The following is a 17,091-nucleotide window of genomic DNA, read 5'->3' on the forward strand; positions in this document are numbered from 1 at the left end:
CAGAAAGTTTGCGTGGAAGAAAATGCGACCCACAGGCCGCTGCGGTGAACGGGTAAGCTGGCGCTGCAACCTCTGAAACAAGGGTCGCCAACAACGCCGAAAAAACAGAGAACTGGTTGCTAAGGCAGCACCACGCCTTTGCCAATGGCTTGGCGCTGGCGCATGGCTTGGAGCGCCGCCGGGGTGTCGGCCAGGCTGAAGCGTTGCGAGATCAGGGGCCGGATGCGGCCCGCCTGGTAGAGCGCGGCCAGGGCTGTGATATCGGCCTCCACGTTGGCGCGCTCGCGGCTCAAGTAATCGCCCCAGAACACGCCCACAATGGCGCAGCCCTTGAGCAGTGGCAGGTTGAGCGCAATGCGCGGTATCTCGCCGCCTGCAAAGCCCAGTACCAGGAAGCGCCCCCGCCAGGCGGTGCTGCGCAAAGCGGGCTCGCTGTAGCGGCCGCCTACGGCGTCGCACACCACATCCACTCCGCGCCCGCCGGTCAAGGCTTTGAGCCGCTCGCGCAGGTCTTCGCGCTCGTAGTCAATGGTTTCGTCTGCGCCGTGGGCCCGGCAGACGGCCAGCTTTTCGGGCGACGAAGCTGCGGCAATCACCCGAGCACCCAGGGCCTTGGCCAGCTCTATGGAGGCAATGCCCAAGCCGCCCGCAGCGCCCAGCACCAAGACCGTCTCGCCTTCGGCCAGCGCAGCACGGTCGCGCAGCGCGTGGTAAGCGGTGCCGTAAGTCATCAAGAAAGAGCCGGCCACCTCAAAAGGCAAAGCGGCTGGCATGGGGAAAAGCGCTGGTGGCTGCACGCAGATCTGCTCGGCAAAGGCGCCCCAGCCGACAAAGCCGATCACCGCCTGCCCGGCGCTGATACCGCTCACATCAGCACCCACACTTTGCACCACGCCGGCAAACTCGCCGCCAGGGCTGAAAGGCAGTGGCGCCTTGATCTGGTAGCGATTTTCGATGATCAGTGTGTCCGGGTAGTTGATGCCGGCTGCCTTCACATCTACCACCACCTCGTGCGCCGCCGGCTGCAAGGCGGGCAGCTCTTCAACCTGCAGCAACTCGGGCGGGCCAAACTGTTGGCACAGCAATGCTTTCATGCCTGGCCTCCGTTCTTGAACATGCGGCGCACCACCGATTCGGCCACGCAAGCGGGCTTGCTCTGGCCTTGCAGCTCGACCGTGGCGTTGAAGAGCATTTGCACGCCGCCTGGCACCTCGGTCACGTCGGCCAGCTCAAAACGGCTGCGCACCAGGCTGCCAGCGGGCACCGGTTGCAGAAAGCGCACGCGGTTGAGGCCGTAGTTGATGCCCATGTCGCAAAACGGCAGCAGCTGCGGCAGAAAGTCTTCGTAGTGCTTGCCCAGCAGCGCCAAGGTGAGAAAACCGTGTGCAATGCTGCCGCCAAAAGGCGACTCTTGCGCAGCGCGCTCGGGCTCCACATGGATCCACTGAAAATCGCCCGTCGCCTCGGCAAAGCGGTTGATGCGCTCCTGCCCCACTTCCAGCCAGGGGCTGCAGTACAGCGGCTGGCCCACCAGCGCCAGCAGGCTTGGGACATCGTGGCAAACCGGCGTGCGCCGCGTTTGCTCTGTGGCTAGCTGATCCATCTTGTCTCCTCAAGGGGCTTGGAATTGCGGCGCGCGCTTTTGCACAAAGGCTTGCACGGCTTCTTGGAAATCGGCGGTCATCAGGCCCAGCACCTGGGCGTGGTTCTCCAGCTCAATGGCGGCTTGCAGGCTGGGGGCATCCAGGTTTTGCCACATCAGGCGCTTGGTGTGGGCCGTGGCGTAAGGCGCGTTGGCCGCAATCTGGCGGGCGCATTGCAGTGCGCGCTCCAGCAACTGGTCTTGCCCCACCACCTCGGCCACCAAACCAATGCGCAAGGCCTCGTCTGCGGTCACCGGGCGGCCCGTCAGCATCAGCTCAAAGGCGCGGCCAGCGCCTACCAAGCGCGGCAAGTGGTAGCTGATGCCGCATTCGCCCGCGGTGATACCGATCTTGATGGCACCAATGTGGAACGAAGCCTGCTCGGCCGCAAAGCGCACATCGGCCGCCAAAGCCAGCGCCATGCCCGCGCCCACTGCCACGCCGTTGACGGCGGCAATCACCGCCACGCTGGTATCGCGCAGGCGTTGCACCAGGCCGGCGTAGGCGTGTTGCAGTTCCATGTTTTCGCGCACCGTGGCGTGCATGGCGCCGTCTTCGCCCAGCAGCGATTGCAGGTTGAGCCCAGCGCAAAAGCCTTTGCCTGCGCCGGTAAGCAGCAGCACGCGCAAAGCGGGGTCGGCCAACACCTGGTCGAGCTGGCTGTGCACCGACTGCAGATCGGGCACGCTGAGCGCGTTGAGGCGGCTGGGGCGCTCCAGGCGTAAGAGCGCGATACCGGGCTCCAGCGCATGGATGGAAGCAGCGGGTTCTTGCATGGGTGTCTCCTTGTCTCTCAGGCGGCGCTGGCCAGCAAGGCCTCGCGCAGCACGCGCTTGAGCAACTTGCCATTGGCATTGCGGGGCAGTGGTTGGTGGCTGAGCGTGTAGCTCTCGGGCACCTTGTAATCGGCCAGGCGCTCGGCGCAAAAACGGCGCAAGACATCGGCCTCGGCAGATTGCTGATCGCGCAAGGTAACAAACACGTGCACGCGCTCGCCCAGTACCGGGCAGGGCTTGCCTACGACGGCCGCTTCCAGCACAGCGGGGTGCTCGCACAAGGTGTTCTCCACCTCCACGCTGAAGATCTTGTAGCCACCGCGGTTGAGCATGTCTTTGCGCCGGTCGAGCACGTAGACAAAGCCTTGTTCGTCCATGCGGCCCACATCGCCGCTGCGCCAGTAGCCACCTACAAATTGCTCGTTCGTGGCCTGCGGGTTGTCCCAGTAGCCCCGGGCCACCATCGGGCCTTTGAGCCACAGCTCGCCAATCTCGCCCGTGGGCACGGCGCGGCCTTGCTCGTCCATCACCGCGATCTCGGCGCAAGGCAAGGCCGGGCCCACGCTGTCGAGGTGGTCGCGGGTCAGGTGTGCGGGCATCACAGCCACGGGCGAGGTAGTTTCGGTAGCGCCATAGCAGTTGGACAGGCGCAGCCCCGGCAACCAGTGCGCCAGCCGGTCGATGGTCTCGGGCGGCATGGGTGCGCCGCCATAACCGCCCACCGCCCAGGCCGACAGATCGTGTTGCTGAAAATCGGGCTGCAGCAGCAAGAGCTGGTACATGGCCGGCACCATGATGCTGAAGCTGATGCGCTCGGCCGCTGCCAGCGGCAAAAACTCGGCCGCCTTGAAATGCGGCACCACCACCAGCGTGCCGCCCAAGCCCAGCGTCACCGCCATGATGGCGACCAGCCCGGTCACATGGCTCAGCGGCACCACGGCGCAGCCGCGCACCTGGTCGTCCAGGCCCAGCGCCAGCGCGTAATGCAAGATGGTGTGCACGATGCCCAGATGCGTGAGCATGGCGCCTTTGGGAAAGCCCGTGGTGCCCGAGGTGTAGACGAGCATGGCCAGGTCTTCTTCCTGCACGGTCACGCAGGCCGGCAAGGGCGCGTGCTGTAGCAAGGCGGTGAAGGCATTAGGTGCGGCGCTCGGCGCATCGCCAGGGCCGGCCACGGCCAGGCGGTGTTGCAGCGCAGGCGTCTCAACCAGGCTGTCTACCAACGGCTGCAGCGCTGCTTCGTGCACCAGCACGCTCGCGCCGCAATTGCGCAATATGTAGCCAATGCCGGCGGCTTGCTCGCGCACGCTCAGCGGCACTACGACCGCGCCCAAAGCCAGGCTGGCGTAGCTGGCCAGCACAAACTCCACGCCATTGCCCAGCAGCAGTGCCACGCGGTCGCCCCGCCCAACGCCAAGGCTTTGCAGGCCAGCGGCAAGGCGCATCACCTGCTCGTGCAGTTGCGCCCAGCTCAGGCGCTGCGCGCCGCATACCAGGGCCAGCGCATCGGGCCGGCGCTCCACGGTTTGCTGCCACAGGCTGAGCAGATCGCTCGGCCGCTCCACAAAGCAGCGCACCACGCGCTGGCCGTAATGCTGTTCCAGTCGGGTTTGCGCCATGCTCATGCCTCCTGGGCCACGGCGCTGGTTTGCGCGGCGCGTTGGCTGGCCTGGGCCAGTGCAGCGCGGCAGTCGGCCACCATGCGCTCTATCAGTTGCTCGCAGCTGGGCAGATCGCGGATCAGGCCCACCACCTGGCCCGCCCAGACCAGGCCACCATGCACATCGCCGCTTTGCAGTGCGGCGCGCCCGCGCTGGCCGGCCACCAGCGGCTGGATCTCGGCAAACTCACAGCCGCCAGGGCGGCGCTCGGCGGCCACCACCTGGTCGGAGACTGCGTTTTTCAGCACCCGGCCGGTGTTGCGAAACGAGCGGAAGATCAGCTGCGTGTCGCGCTCGCTGGCCTGCACCAGGGCTTGCTTGATGTCTGCATGGATTGGCGCTTCCTGCGTGGCGCAAAAGCGCGTGCCCATGTTCACGCCCTCCGCGCCCAGCGCCATGGCGGCCGCCATGCCGCGCCCGTCGGCAATGCCGCCCGAGGCGATCACCGGTATGCGCAAAGCCTGCACGGCCAACGGGATCAGCACCAGGCCGCTCACATCGTCCTCGCCCGGGTGGCCGGCGCATTCCAAACCGTCGATGCTGATGGCGTCCACCCCATTGCGCTCGGCCGAGAGCGCATGGCGCACGCTGGTGCACTTGTGCACGATGCGCATCCCGCTGCGCTTGGCTTTCTCGATAAACGCCACCGGGCTGTTGCCCGCCGTCTCCAGCACACGCACGCCGCTGGCAATGGCTGCGTCCAGATAGGCCTCGTACGGCGGCGGCTTGACCGAGGGCAGAATCGTCAGGTTCACGCCAAACGGCTCGTCGGTCAGCTCGCGGCAGCGGGCAATCTCGCGCTCCAGTGCCTCGGGGCTGGGCTGGGTGAGCGCGGTCAGCACGCCCAGGCCGCCAGCGTTGGAGACGGCAGACGCCAGCTCGGCGGTGCCGACCCACTGCATGCCGCCTTGGACAATGGGGTAGCGCGTGCCCAGCAATTCGGTGATGCGTGTTTTCATGGTGATGGTGCGGTGGTTGGGAAAATCTCGCGGTGAATCAGACCTCAGACCGCGCTGTAATAAGCGGCGGTTGAACCCAGGTTCTCGCGTGCCTTGGCCAGCTCGGCTCGGGCGATGGCGCGCAGGTGCACCTCGTCCGGCCCGTCAAAAAAGCGCATGGCCCGGCCCCAAGACCACAGGTACGACAGCGGCGTATCCGGCGTAATGCCCATGGCGCCAAACACTTGGATGGCACGGTCGAGCACCTGCGTCTGCAAGCGCGCCGCCACCAGCTTGATGGCCGAGACATCGACATGCGCCGCTTTGTTGCCGTAGGTATCCATCTTCCAGGCCGCTTGCAGCACCAGCAGCCGCGCCTGGTCAATCTCTACCCGCGACTGCGCAATCCAATCCTGCACATTGGCGTAATCACTCAGGTGCTTGCCAAAGGCGCGCCGCGTCAGGGCGCGCTCGCACATCAGCTCTACCGCCAGCTCGCACTGGCCAATGCTGCGCATGCAGTGGTGCACGCGCCCCGGCCCCAGGCGGGCCTGCGCCAGCGCAAAACCGGCGCCCTCTTCGCCCAGCAAATGGCTCACCGGTACACGCACGTTGGTGTATGTCACCTCGCAATGCCCTTCGGGCGCATGGTGGTGCATGATCGCCACGTTGCGCACAATCTGCAGGCCGGGCGTGTCGAGCGGCACGATCACCATCGAATGGCGCTGGTGGCGGGCGGCATCTGGGCTCTCGTTGCTGACGCCCATCACAATCGCAAAGCGGCAGTTGGGGTGCAGCGCACCGGTGGTGAACCACTTGCGGCCGTTGATCACGTACTCGTCGCCCTCGCGCCGGATCGTGGTGCAGATATTGGTGGCGTCGGACGAGGCAACATCGGGCTCGGTCATCGAGAAGCAGGAGCGAATCTGCCCTTCCAGCAGCGGCTGCAGCCAGCGCTCGCGCTGCTCGGGCGTAGCAAACAGGTGCAGCAGCTCCATATTGCCGGTGTCGGGCGCATTGCAGTTGAACACCTCCGATGCCCAAGGCACGCGGCCCATGATTTCGGCCAGCGGGCTGTACTGCATGTTCGTCAGCCGCGTGCCCGGCTCGTCGTCGCGCAGGCCCGGCAAAAACAGGTTCCACAGGCCGGCAGCGCGGGCTTTGGCCTTGAGCGGCTCGACCACCGCCGTCGGGTACACGCCGCTGGCGGCCAGGCGCTCGTACTCCTGGTACTGGGGCAGCACCTCGCGCTCCATGAACTGGCGCATGCTGCGCTGCATCTGCTGGGTTTCTTCGGGGTATTGGAAGTTCAAGTCACTCTCCTTGGTCAGTTCACAGGCATGGCGGTGCGCATGGCTTCGAGCCCGCGCTGCGCCAAAGCGCCACCGATAGCGCCCACTTCGGCGGCGTTACTCGCTATGGCATTGCCCCGCGCAGCGCGGGCGGCAATGCCTTCAAAAATCACGGCCCAGCGCATGAAGGCAAAGGCCCAGTGGGAAGCCGTGGCCTGTTGCCCGGGCTGCGTGCGGCCGGCGCGCTGGTAGTAGTACGCCAGGTAATCCTGCTCAGACGGAATGCCCAGCTGCGCCAGATCCAGGCCGCGCAAGCCGCCAAACTCTTCGGGCAAGGTACGCCAGGCCACGGTGTTGAAAGCCACATCGGCCAGCGGGTGGCCCAAGGTGGACAGCTCCCAGTCGAGCACCGCCACCACACGCGACTCCGTGGGGTGAAAAAGCAAGTTGTTCAGCTTGAAATCGCCGTGCGTCAGCGTGGTTTCGTCATCCGCCGGCAAGTTCGCTTTCAGCCAGACGAGCAGCTCGTCGATGGCCGGGTTGGCTTGCATGCGCGACAAATCCCACTGCTTTTGCCAGCGCTGCAACTGGCGCTCGAAGTAACCGCCTTCGCGGCCAAAACCTTCCAAGCCAGCCGCGCGCCAATCCACCGCATGCAAGTCAGCCAAGGTATCGGCCATGGCCAGATAAATAGCCCGGCGCTCGGCAGGCGCCATGCCGGGCAGATCGTTGGCATCGAAAACACGGCCGTCCACACGCTCCATCACATAGAAGGGCGTGCCAATCACATCGCTGTCGGCATGGAACAGCAGCATTTGCGGCACCGGCACCGTGCTGTTGGCCAAAGCCTGCATCACGCGGTACTCGCGGTCTACCGCGTGGGCAGATGGCAGCACCTCACCAGCCGGCTTTTTGCGCAGCACCATGTGGCGCTCGCCATAGCTCACAAAAAACGTGGGGTTGGACTGACCTCCGCCAATGGCTTGCAACTGCATGGCGCCGCTCAGCCCTGGCAGCTGGGCGCGCAAAAACTGGTCGAGCCGCTGCGGATCAAACGCCAGCGCGGCGGCAGAAGCAGGGGTAGGCGAATTCATAAGGCAAAGCTCTCCAAATACAGGCCAGCCCAACCAAGCCAGGCACCGAGTGCCGAGCGGCAGCAACAAGTTGGGGACGAGTTGCTCCCCACCGCTGGGCAAGCGGTGTTCTCTGATTTGGCAATGGCCGGAGGGTTTAAACGCTCAGCAGCGGGCTGGAGCGACGCAACGCAGACGTCAAAAAAAACGCCAGCCTGGGCGGAGGCGTGCTGCTGGGGAATCGGTTCATGGTGTGTCTCCTGTCTCGGTTTTTTACCGGGCTGGCTTGCTGCCTTCGCCCCTGCTTGGTTTCTGGCCCGATATTGCAGCCCCCCGCCCCCACCTACCCCCACCCGATCTGGGTGGGTCGGGTTTCCACCGGCTCATTGCTCGGATGACGGCGGTGCCTTTGCACTTTGCGCCTGCCAAGGTCCGGCCAGCTGCTGCAAGCAATTAGCACAAGAGCCGCAATCTCACCCCAAAAAAGTGCCATGCTGCGCCCAGCAACGCTTAAACCAAACCCCAATCCCGTGCCCGCGCCACCGCATCGTCGCGCCCCACCACTTGCAGCTTGGTGTAGACATTGCGCAAATGCCATTTCACGGTTTCTGGCGATATGCCCAGCACCTGGGCAATGCGTTTGTTCGACATGCTGCTGGCCAGGGCGCGCAGAATCTCTTGCTCGCGCTCGGACAGGGGCTCGGCCAGCTGGGCACCAGGCGCCTTGCTGGCGGTCTGGTAGCGCAAGGCTTGTTGCTGCAACTGGTCGACATAAAAGGCCAAAATCGGGTCGGCCGCGCCATGCGCTTGCACGCAGGCTTGCGCCAAGGCCAGCGCGGGTGCGCCAAAATCCAGCACCGTGCGCACCAGGCCCAGTTGGTGGCCTTGCAGCAGTGCTTCGCGCATGGCCTCCAGCGCTTCGTCGTTCCGGCCCTGGCGCTGCAGCAGCAAGGCGCGCAGCACACGCGTGGCGCAGTGGTCGCGCCGCTGCAAAAGCGGTGTGTCGTCGCGGCCGCGCTCGCCCAGGTCGGCCAGCGCGGCGCGGTCTTCCAATTGCGCATCGTGCACCAGCGCCTGGATGTAGCGGGCCACGCCGCCAATGCGCAGGCTCACCGGGCTCGCGCTGTCGCCCTGGCGCTGCGCCAGCGCCCAAAGTTGCTGCAGTACATTTTGCGCACCCGCCATGTCTTGCATCTGCATCAGGCAGCGCACGCGCTCGCTCAAGACAAAGGCCTGCAAGCGGTCCAGCTCGCGGCGCTGGGCAATCTCTTCGACACGGGCCAGGCCTTCCAGGGCCTCGCGCGGGTTGCCGTCGTTCCGGCTCAGGCGCGAGCAGACCAGCGCGATCGTGACCAGCGCATCGGGCAGTACCACGCGCTCCATGGTGTCGAGCCGGCCGTCGAGCAACTGGCGCAGCTCGTCCAGCTCGTTGGCCTCGTAGAGCACGGCGGCCAGGTAGGCGGCGGCGTTGCAGGCCATTTCGCTATAGCGGCCCAGCGCTTTTTCGGACTGCGCCAGCGCATCGCGCAACACCGGCTCAGCACTGCGCACATCGCCTGCATACAGCCAGGACAGGCCGCGCAACGCTTGCGTCATCAAATAGCCAAAGGCCGAATCGAGCAGCGGCGCACCGTCCTCGCGCAAAGGCGGCGTGCCTTGCAATACCTCGCGGGCTTTTTCGTACTCGGCGCTGTGTGCGTACATCCAGCCCAGCAGGTTGCGCTTGCCGCCTACCAGCACCGCGTCGTCGCCTTGCTGGATGGCCATCAGCTCGGGCAGCAAAGCCTGGGCAGTGCGCAGATCGTCCTGCTGCAAAGCCAGCGAGAAAGCCAGCAGCACATAGTGGGCGCGGCCTTCGTGGTCGGCCGGCCGCAGCTGGCTGCGCAAGGCGGCCAAGGTCTCGTGGCAGGCGGCAAACTGGTAGTAGCACAGCTGCGTCCAGGCCCACCACAGCAGCAAGGGCGGCCGGGTGTTGACGATGGAGCGCGGCAGCTCGGACACGGCTCGTACCAGTTGCTGCAGCTCGCCATTCAAAAACAGCTCGCGCGCCCAGCGCTCCACCCAGTCGGCCGCCTGCGCCGGCTCGCCCGCCTCCACCGCATGGTGCACGGCATCGCGCAAATGCTTGCGGGCACCCAGCCACTGCGCCAAGCGGGCATGGGTTTGCTGGCGCTCGGCCTGCGGCAAGGCCGCAAAGCGCGCCAGCAGCAGCTCGCGAAACAAGGGGTGAAAGCGGTACCAGCCCTGGCCGGCACTCTCTTGGAAAGGCAAGACAAACAGGTTCTCGCGCTGCAAGCGCTCCAGCAGCACGGCGCCCACCTCTTCGCCTGCCACTGCAATGGCCAAAGCCTGGTTGAAGCAGCGCGCCGCGGCCAGCCGCGTCATGGCGTCGATCTCGGCCTTGTCTACACGACACAGCACCTCGCGGTTGAAGTAGGCGGTAAAGTCTTGTGCGTTCTGCACGGGCGAGGCCGGTGCGCGCGGCTGCAGCGCCAGCAATTGCAAACCGGCGGCCCAGCCATCGGTCACCTCCAGCAACTGGCGCGCCACCGCCGCGCTGGGCGTGCGCAGTTGCCGCGATTGCAAAAAGCTCTGCACCTCGTCCAACGTGAAACGCAGCTCGCCGGGGCCAATTTCTTCGAGCAGGCCCTGGTCGCGCAGGCGCGCAAACGACAGCGGCGGCAGGCTGCGCGAGACAATCACAAACCGCATCGCCGGCGGCGCAAAATCCAGCAGCGTCTGCAGCACGCGCTGGGCGTGCTCGTCCTCCACGTTCTGCCAATCGTCGATCACCATTTGCAACGGGCGCTTGCGTGCCAGAAAAGCGCGCAGCAAGGCGATGGCAATAGCGTCGGCCCGCGCCCCACTGCCCCGGTTGGCGAGCAGGCGCGCCTCGCGGGCAATCTCCGGGTCAATGCGGTCGAACGAGGCAAAAAAGGCCGTCAGCACCGCCTGCCCATCGTCGCCCGGCTGCGCTGTCACCCAGGCGGCATCGTGCCCCCAGGTGAGTGCCTGCGCCCGCCACTGCAGCGCCAGCGACGTTTTTCCGCTGCCCGCCTGGCCGTGGATCAGCACACAGCTCTTGTGCCGCGCCTCGCTCAGGCGCGCCAGCAAATGGGTCCGTTCGATTCGCCCTGGCTCCAGCCGGGGCGTGGTATGGCTTGTCTCGGTCACTGAGCTTGTCTCTGTCTTTATTTATGGATTGGCACACACTCGACTCACGCTATGGTGCCATGGGTGGTGCAGACAGTCGCTCGTTTAGGTGACGGGGAGCCAACGCGGCTCCCGCCAGAAACAAAAAACCGCTGCCTTGCTCGGGCAGCGGTTTTTTGCAAAGGATTGCGCAGAGACTGGGCCCCGGTATTACCGGCGCTTGGCGTCCAAGCTCCAAGCCCCGGCACCGAAGGCGGCAAAAGCCAGCAGGCCGCCTACGATGGCGATGTTCTTGTTGAACAGCAGCTTGGTCACGGCCACGGCTTCGGGGGGCACGCTCCAGTAGGCGTGGAAGATGAAGGTGGCCACCAGCGTGAAGAAGGCCAGCAGCGCAGCCGCATAGCGCGTGCCCCAGCCCAGCAGCAGGGCCAGGCCGCCGCCGATCTCGATCAGCAGGCCGATGGCCACTCCCACTTCTGCCAGCGGCATGCCTGCCGATTTGGCGTAGCCCACGGCGCCGGCAAAGCCGGTCAGTTTGCCAATACCTGGGATGATAAAAAACCAGGCAATCAGAATGCGGCCCAGCAGGGCCAGAGGGTTTTGCAGTGCGTTCATGATGTTTTCTTTGTCTTTTTGAATGCCACCACCGGTTTAGGATCGGCTCACCACAGCGTAGCGAGCCGATCGTGAACGGGTTGTAGGCCGGGATGCCGAGCGCGTGGCGCCCGGCGTTTTTACAGAACTGCCAGCTGGCTGGCAGTCTGTCAGTTGGCTCAGGCCTCCAGGTCAAACACCAGCACTTCGGCCTGGTGCGCCTGGTCCAGCTTGACGGCGGTTTCGTTGTCCATGTAGGCGGCGTCGCCGGTTTGCAGCGGCGTGCCGTTCACCGACACCTGGCCTTTGACCACATAGACATAAGACTTGCGGCCGGCCGCAATGGCCACCTCGGCGGTTTCGCTGCCGTCCAGCAAGCCGGCGTACATGCGGGCGTCTGCCGTCATCGAGAGCGAGCCGTCTGCGCCGTCGGGCGACACCACCAGGCGCAGCTTGCCGCGTTTTTCTGCATCGGTAAAAGCCTTTTGCTGGTAGCTTGGCGCAATGCCGCGCTTGCTGGGCTCGATCCAGATTTGCAGAAAATGCGTCTCCTGGCCTTCAGCATGGTTGAACTCGCTGTGCTGCACACCGGTGCCGGCGCTCATGCGCTGCACTTCGCCGGGTGGCAGACCTTCGACGTTGCCCATGCTGTCCTTGTGGGCCAAATTGCCGTCCAGCACGTAGCTGATGATTTCCATGTCGCGGTGGCCATGGGTGCCAAATCCCTTGCCTGGTGCCACACGGTCCTCATTGATCACGCGCAGATTGCCCCAGCCGTTGAAGCGGGGGTCGTAGTAGCCCGCGAACGAGAAGCTGTGATTGGAACGCAGCCAGCCATGGTCGGCATGGCCACGATCAGCAGATTTACGAACCATCAACATTTTTGATCTCCTGTCTGTGAAACAGCACCGATATGGGCTGTTCATCACCATGTCCGTTACTGTAAAACTGCGCGCCTCGCCTGTGTGACAGCCGGTTTGATGGCATCATTCAAAAATTCTGAGCGACTAGAGAAAGCCCTGCCATGGCCCGCCTGCGCGACCGCGACGTACTCACCCCCGACACCCTGGCCCTGCTGCAGCTGGTGGCCGACACCGGCAGTTTTGCCGCCGCCGCCCGCAAACTGGGCCTGGTGCCCAGCGCCTTGACCTACCGCATCCGTCAGGTGGAAGACGCGCTCGACGTGCTGCTGTTCGACCGCAGCGCCCGCCAGGCCCGCCCCACCGAGGCCGGCGAAGAGCTGCTGCGCGAGGGCGCGCGCCTGCTGCACGAGGTGGATGCCGTAGCCAACCGCGTGCGCCGCGTGGCCACCGGCTGGGAGCCGGAGCTGCGCATTGCGGTGGATGGCGTCATCTCGCGCACCACCTTGCTGGAGCTGGTGGAAGCCTTCTACGCCATTGCGCCGCCCACGCGCCTGAAAATCATCGACAGCATTCTGGCCGGCACGCTGGAGGCGCTCACCTCCGGCCGGGCCGATCTGGCCATTGGCATTGCGGTCGATGCCTCCAACGTCTCCGGTCTGCAGCAGCTGGAGCTGGGCGACATCACCTTCCGCTACGTGGTGGCGCCGCACCACCGCCTGGCCGACGAGCTGCAGCCGATCAGCGACGACGTGCTGCGCCAGCACCGCATCATCGCCGTGGCCGACTCCTCGCGCAGCGGCCATGGCCAGACCATGGGCGTGCTCAACGGGCAAGACGTGCTCACCGTCGACACCATGCAAGCCAAACTGCAAGCGCAATTGCGCGGCATTGGCGGCGGTTTTCTGCCCGACAACATGACCCTGCCCTACCTGCGCAGCGGCCAGCTGGTAGAGCGCGAGCTGATGCGCCCGCCGCGCAAAATCAAACTGCGCTACGCCTGGTGCAACACTGCGCCCGGCAAGGCTCTGCAATGGTGGCTGGACCAGCTGCAATCGCCCACTACGCGCGAATCGCTGCTGAACAACCACTATGTGGGCTGAAAACACGCTGTGGCCTGTGCCCGCCAGCGATTTAAGATCGTCGCGGAATACCGGGAAAGGCCGCCCCTGGATTGAACGAAAGCTTGTCATCGGGATATGCCAGAGACACCTTTTGAGCGTACCGGATAAATCCTGAGCAAAACCGCTCTCCAGACCGTGTAGAGTGGATTGCCCGGCGCCGTGCTTGCACTGGCGCCCACCGCACATAACCCGCTAGCCGAAACAGAACCGAAAGCCCTTCATGCCTGCTCGCATCCCCTCCAAACCCAAACGAACCACCGCCACCCGCAAACGCGCTGGCGCACCTGCAGCCAGCAAGGCTGCTGCCGCTACCGAGCGCAAGCACTTCGCCGTGGTCGGCGCCGGCATGGCCGGCATTGTCTGCGCCCGCACGCTGCAGCAGGCGGGCCACCAGGTGACCGTGATCGAGGCCCAGGCCCATGTGGGCGGCCGCATGGCCAGCCGCGAAGGCAACCATGGCAGCTTTGACTTGGGCGCGCAGTTCTTCACCGTGCGCGACCCGCGCTTCCAGACCGCGCTCGACACCGTGCCCGGCGCCACCCGGCGCTGGAGCGTCAACGCCATCCGCACGCTCGACGCGGGCGGCAAAGCCGTCATCAGCCAGGCCACCATGGAGCCGCACCTGGTAGGCATGCCCACCATGGACAGCCTGCTCCAAGCCTGGGCTGCGCCGCTCAACATCTACCTGGCGCAAGAAGCCATTGCCTTTGAGCGCGATGCGCTCGAGCCCACGCAGTGGCAAATCCGCACCGAAGACCGCGACGGCGGCGTGCACGTTTACGCCGGGCTTGACGGCGTGGTGCTCGCCATTCCCGCGCCTGAGGCCGAGGCGCTGCTGCAAGACAGCGAAATCGACACCCCCGCCAGCTGGAACCTGGGCGAGGTCTACATCGCCCCGAGCTGGACGCTGCTGCTCAGCTTTGGCCACGCGGTCGACCCCAGCATCACCAGCATGGGCCCGCAGTGGAACGCCGCCCGCACAGAGCACCCGCGCATCACCTGGCTGGCGCGCGAATCGTCCAAACCCGGCCGCGGCAAAATGGAGCGCTGGACCGTACAAGCCAGCCCCGACTGGGCGCGCAAGCACGAAAACGACGAACCCCAGCGCGTTGCCGCCAAAATGCTGCAAGCCTTTGCCGAGCTCACCCGCATCCACGCTGCGCCCACCGAAATGCGCGTGGTTCAATGGGGCTACGCCAAAACCATCAACCCCCTGCCCAAAGACGCCCAAGGCCAAGCCCGCAGCCACCTTTGGGATGCGAGCCAATCCGTCGGCATAGCTGGCGACTGGTGCCTGGGCTACCGCGTGGAAGACGCCTTTGTCTCCGGCCTGGAGCTGGCCCTGGCCATGCTGGGCGAGAAGGCCTGATGCGCTGAGGCCTTGCCACTGCGCCACCCGGCGCAGCGCCTGTGCAAGGCCCTGTAACGCCGCTAGCCACCAACACCAGCACTGCGCAGGCTTGCCCTGCGCGGTTCATCATTTTTCACTTTTCACTTTTCACTTTTGCGCCGTACTCCAAGCTGCCTGCACAGCCCAGGCAGCGGGCTGGCGCTGTCGTTTTTGCGCCGTGGCCCCAAGCTCAAAACCCTTGTCTGGCGCGGCCTCAGGGCCCAAAATGCAGCCTCAAAGGGCCACTGAAACTGTGCCTGTGGCCTGCGCTGAAAGCGCTGCCGAACCCATCAGCTCCCGTTTCGCTCAGCCAGCATTCATCTCTGTTGCAGCACATGGCCTCTTGAGGAACCCTTCGTCATGCACCGCCTTCCCCAACGCAAGCTGCTCGCTGCTTTCAGCCCCCCATTGCCAACACGCCCCTGGGCCAGTGCCCTGCGCCATGCCGTTGCTGTGGGCCTGGCGGCCGGAGCCGGCTTGGCCTGGGGCCAGACTGCGCTGGTGGTAAACAGCAGCGACGACATCACCGAATCTGGCAGCCAGTACTACGACCCCGGCACCATCGACGGCAAATACACCATTGCCAGTGGCGGCAACGTCGACATCGCCAACCTCACGGTCAACAGCACGGGCCAGTTGACTGTCAATGCGGGCGGCTCTTCCCTGCTGACCGACAACATCAGCAACGCAGGAACCATCACCAACGATGGCACGCAATCCACAGTCAACCTGTCGGTTAATTCGCCTGCGACGCTTACTTTTCAAAACAGCGGCACCTGGATCAACCGTGGCACCTTGAACCTGGCCACCTCGACAAGCTATTGGAGCACCCTCTTCCCCGTGGTCAATACCGGCACCATGAGCAACAGCGGCGACTTCACCAACTACACCACCGGCATCAGCCAGGGTGCCCCCTTTCACAACAGTGGCACCTACATTGTTCTGCCGGGCGTAGCGCCAGCCACCTCCAACACCGACTTTGAAGGCTCCGCTCCCAACGCCTTTGTCAATGGCCCCAGCGGTGCTTTACCCGGGCTGCTGTTGGTGCAAGTGACCGACAACACCGGCCGACTGAGCGGCAGCATCACCAACAACCTGGGCAGCACGGTGCAGTTGGACCCGGCCGCCAATACCGTGCAAACCTTTCTGAATGTCTACGGGCCGGCTGGCTCGAACGCCTTTATTGAAGGTGCCGGCCAGGTGCTGAAAACCTCGGCAGGCACCACCGTGTTTGGCATGCCCATGGTCTACACCGGCCCCACCACCGTGCAAACGGGCACGCTGCTGGTCATCAAATCGGGCATAGGCCAAGGCAATATCGCCACCTCGGCCACCACCGTGCTCAGTGGGGCCACGCTGGGCGGCGACGGCGTGCTCGGCCCTGTCGTGGCCCAGTCGGGCAGCCAGTTTGCCCCCGGCAATTCGCTGCCCACGGCCACCAGCAGCATGGGCACCTTGAGCGTCAACGGCCCGCTGCAGCTCGATGCCAGCTCCACCAGCCAGTTTGAGCTCAACGACCCCACCGCTGCCACGCCCACCACCGGCACGCCCGTGGCCGACGGCACGGGCGACTTCGTCGCCGTCAGTGGCGATCTGTTGATGAACGGCACCATCCGGCCCATTCCCAGCCCGGGCATGGCCGAAGGCGCCTACAAAATCTTCACTTACGGCGGCAACCTCAGCAACAGCGCCACGCTCGACAGCAGCTTGCTCACGCCGCTGGGGCTGACGGTGCAGATCGACACCTCGGTGCCTAACGAGGTTTGGCTGGTCGTTAAAAAGCAACCGGCGCCACAAACCGTCAGCTTCACCAGCACGGCGCCCTCACCGGCTTACGCCGGGGGCAGCTACCAGGCTGCAGCCAGCGCCACATCGGGCCTGCCCGCCACGCTCAGCAGCCAGACCCCCGGCATCTGCACGATCGACGGAAACGGCCTCGTCACCCTGCACGCAGCGGGCACCTGCATCCTGGCAGCCAACCAGGCCGGCAATGCCAGCTGGCAGGCCGCAGCACAAGCAACGCAAAGTTTTGTGGTGAGCGTCAAACCCGTACCACCGGCTCCAGCGCCACAAACGGTCAGCTTCACCAGCCTAGCGCCAACCGCTGCACAAACAGGCGGCACCTACCAGGCCACGGCCAGCGCCACCTCCGGCTTGCCCGCGGTGCTAACCAGCACCACGCCCAGCGTCTGCACGGTCGACGCCAACGGCCTCGTCACCCTGCACGCAGCGGGCACCTGCACTCTGGCAGCCAACCAGGCCGGCAATGCCAGCTGGCTGGCCGCAGCAGAGGCAACGCAAAGCTTTAGCGTCGGCAACGGCGGCACCACGCCGGTCGCAGCCAAACCCATTCCCACACTGCACCCGGCCGCGCTGGCGCTGCTCAGCCTGATCGCAGCAGTGCTGGGCGCAGGCGTGCTGCGCCGCCGCGCCTGAGCAAAAGGCGCTGCACACGCCCTGCGCAGCGCCCGTTACAGCCGCAAAACACTGCCACTGCGCACGGTTCGCCCTGTGCAGTTTTTCATTTGCATTGCTCGCCTTGCCGCCTGCAATGCCCATGCAATGGGATAGCACTGTTGATTTGGCG

General features: G+C 65.1%; 13 protein-coding genes. 3 read left to right on the forward strand and 10 right to left on the reverse strand.

Annotated elements, in window-relative coordinates:
• Positions 1–119: 119 nt before the first annotated feature.
• The 10 genes from ACFIQF_RS22355 to ACFIQF_RS22400 all read right to left on the reverse strand — a co-directional run bounded on the left by ACFIQF_RS22355 (position 120) and on the right by ACFIQF_RS22400 (position 12,011).
• Positions 120–1,094 (reverse strand): NADPH:quinone oxidoreductase family protein, encoded by a 975-nt coding sequence (locus tag ACFIQF_RS22355; protein ID WP_393945867.1) that lies wholly within the window; start codon positions 1,092–1,094, stop codon positions 120–122.
• A complete protein-coding gene (locus tag ACFIQF_RS22360; protein WP_393945868.1) occupies positions 1,091–1,603 on the reverse strand; it encodes a MaoC family dehydratase in 513 nt (170 codons plus the stop codon). The genes ACFIQF_RS22355 and ACFIQF_RS22360 overlap by 4 nt, the downstream gene beginning before the upstream one ends.
• A gap of 9 nt (positions 1,604–1,612) precedes the next feature.
• Positions 1,613–2,419 (reverse strand): enoyl-CoA hydratase/isomerase family protein, encoded by an 807-nt coding sequence (locus ACFIQF_RS22365; RefSeq protein WP_393945869.1) that lies wholly within the window; start codon positions 2,417–2,419, stop codon positions 1,613–1,615.
• 17 nt (positions 2,420–2,436) lie between these two features.
• On the reverse strand, positions 2,437–4,038 hold the full coding sequence (locus tag ACFIQF_RS22370) for a class I adenylate-forming enzyme family protein (protein ID WP_393945870.1): 1,602 nt from the start codon (positions 4,036–4,038) through the stop codon (positions 2,437–2,439).
• A 2-nt stretch (positions 4,039–4,040) separates the two neighbouring features.
• Complete coding sequence (locus ACFIQF_RS22375; RefSeq protein ID WP_393945871.1) at positions 4,041–5,039, reverse strand: NAD(P)H-dependent flavin oxidoreductase; 999 nt, start codon at positions 5,037–5,039, stop codon at positions 4,041–4,043.
• Positions 5,040–5,083: 44 nt separating this feature from the next.
• A complete protein-coding gene (locus ACFIQF_RS22380; RefSeq protein WP_393945872.1) occupies positions 5,084–6,331 on the reverse strand; it encodes an acyl-CoA dehydrogenase family protein in 1,248 nt (415 codons plus the stop codon).
• A gap of 14 nt (positions 6,332–6,345) precedes the next feature.
• Positions 6,346–7,404, reverse strand: coding sequence for a phosphotransferase family protein (locus tag ACFIQF_RS22385; protein WP_393945873.1), 1,059 nt, complete (start codon positions 7,402–7,404; stop codon positions 6,346–6,348).
• A gap of 489 nt (positions 7,405–7,893) precedes the next feature.
• The gene (locus ACFIQF_RS22390; protein ID WP_393945874.1) at positions 7,894–10,557 is read right to left on the reverse strand and encodes a winged helix-turn-helix domain-containing protein; all 2,664 of its coding nucleotides are present in this window, start codon (positions 10,555–10,557) and stop codon (positions 7,894–7,896) included.
• 189 nt (positions 10,558–10,746) lie between these two features.
• A complete protein-coding gene (locus ACFIQF_RS22395; RefSeq protein WP_393945890.1) occupies positions 10,747–11,154 on the reverse strand; it encodes a DoxX family protein in 408 nt (135 codons plus the stop codon).
• Positions 11,155–11,309: 155 nt separating this feature from the next.
• The gene (locus ACFIQF_RS22400) at positions 11,310–12,011 is read right to left on the reverse strand and encodes a pirin family protein (protein WP_393945875.1); all 702 of its coding nucleotides are present in this window, start codon (positions 12,009–12,011) and stop codon (positions 11,310–11,312) included.
• A 143-nt stretch (positions 12,012–12,154) separates the two neighbouring features.
• Between ACFIQF_RS22400 and ACFIQF_RS22405 the strand changes: the two genes are divergently transcribed.
• The 3 genes from ACFIQF_RS22405 (at position 12,155) to ACFIQF_RS22415 (ending at position 16,940) form a co-directional block, all read left to right on the forward strand.
• The gene (locus ACFIQF_RS22405) at positions 12,155–13,093 is read left to right on the forward strand and encodes a LysR family transcriptional regulator (protein WP_393945876.1); all 939 of its coding nucleotides are present in this window, start codon (positions 12,155–12,157) and stop codon (positions 13,091–13,093) included.
• A gap of 241 nt (positions 13,094–13,334) precedes the next feature.
• Positions 13,335–14,483, forward strand: coding sequence for an NAD(P)/FAD-dependent oxidoreductase (locus ACFIQF_RS22410; protein WP_393945877.1), 1,149 nt, complete (start codon positions 13,335–13,337; stop codon positions 14,481–14,483).
• Between the two features lie 381 nt (positions 14,484–14,864).
• Positions 14,865–16,940 carry a hypothetical protein gene (locus ACFIQF_RS22415; RefSeq protein WP_393945878.1) on the forward strand — a complete coding sequence of 692 codons (2,076 nt, stop codon included), beginning with the start codon at positions 14,865–14,867 and terminating at the stop codon, positions 16,938–16,940.
• Positions 16,941–17,091: the final 151 nt, after the last annotated feature.

Source organism: Comamonas trifloxystrobinivorans (assembly GCF_043359985.1).
In the GTDB taxonomy this organism is placed as follows: domain Bacteria; phylum Pseudomonadota; class Gammaproteobacteria; order Burkholderiales; family Burkholderiaceae_C; genus Comamonas; species Comamonas trifloxystrobinivorans.